This window comes from Actinomadura formosensis NBRC 14204 (assembly GCF_001552155.1).
GTDB classification, from domain to species: domain Bacteria; phylum Actinomycetota; class Actinomycetes; order Streptosporangiales; family Streptosporangiaceae; genus Spirillospora; species Spirillospora formosensis.
The window spans coordinates 1-900 of the sequence record NZ_BCQQ01000314.1; the positions used below are offsets into that span (position 1 = coordinate 1).

Here is a 900-nt window from a genome sequence, read left to right on the forward strand (position 1 = left end):
GGGTTGTGCTGGTGGATCTCGACCCGGTGTCCGATGGTGGGGTCGGTTCCGTGCTGGGTGCGGTGCTGGCGACCGGTGAGCCGCAGGTCGCGGTGCGCGGCACGACCTTCTCGGTGCCCCGGCTCGCCCGCGCGGCGCAGCCCACGGATGCGCCCGCCGTGTTCGGGCCGGACGGGACGGTGCTGGTCTCGGGCGCGGGCGCCCTGGGTGGGCTGGTGGCCCGGCACCTGGTGGCCCGGCACGGTGTGCAGCGGCTGGTGCTGGCCAGCCGGCGGGGTCCGGCCGCCGACGGCGTCGATGACCTGGTCGCCGAGCTGACCGGGCAGGGCGCGGAGGTGTCCGCGGTGGCTTGCGACCTCTCCGACCGCGAGCAGGTGGCGGCGCTGCTGGCGTCCGTCCGGGACGAGCACCGCCTGACCGGTGTCGTGCACACGGCCGGCGTCCTCGACGCCGGGGTGATCGGGACGCTGACCCCGGACCGGCTCGCCACCGTGTTCGCGCCGAAGGTCGACGCGGTACGGCACCTGGACGAGCTGACCCGCGGCATGGACCTCGACGCGTTCGTCGTCTACTCCTCGGTCTCGTCGGTCTTCATGGGCGCGGGCAGCGGCGGCTACGCGGCCGCGAACGCGTACCTGGACGGGTTGATGGCCAACCGTCGGGCGGCGGGCCTGCCGGGGCTGTCCCTGGCGTGGGGTCTGTGGGGCCAGACCACCGGCATGGCCGCCGGCACCGACGACCTCACCCGGGCCCGGATGAACCGGCGCGGCGGCCTGCGGCTGATGACGCAGGCCGAAGGCATGGACCTGTTCGACGCCGCGATCGGCTCCGACCGGTCGCTGCTGGTGCCCGCCAAGCTCGACCTGCGCGGGGTGCGTGCCGATGCGGCGGCGGGCGGTA

The 900-nt window shown here is 75.3% G+C and carries 1 protein-coding gene; it reads left to right on the forward strand.

From position 1 onward, the window contains the following. Positions 1–26 precede the first annotated feature (26 nt). The coding region (locus AF1_RS32705; protein WP_217999882.1) for a beta-ketoacyl reductase at positions 27–900 on the forward strand (874 nt) is incomplete at its 3' end.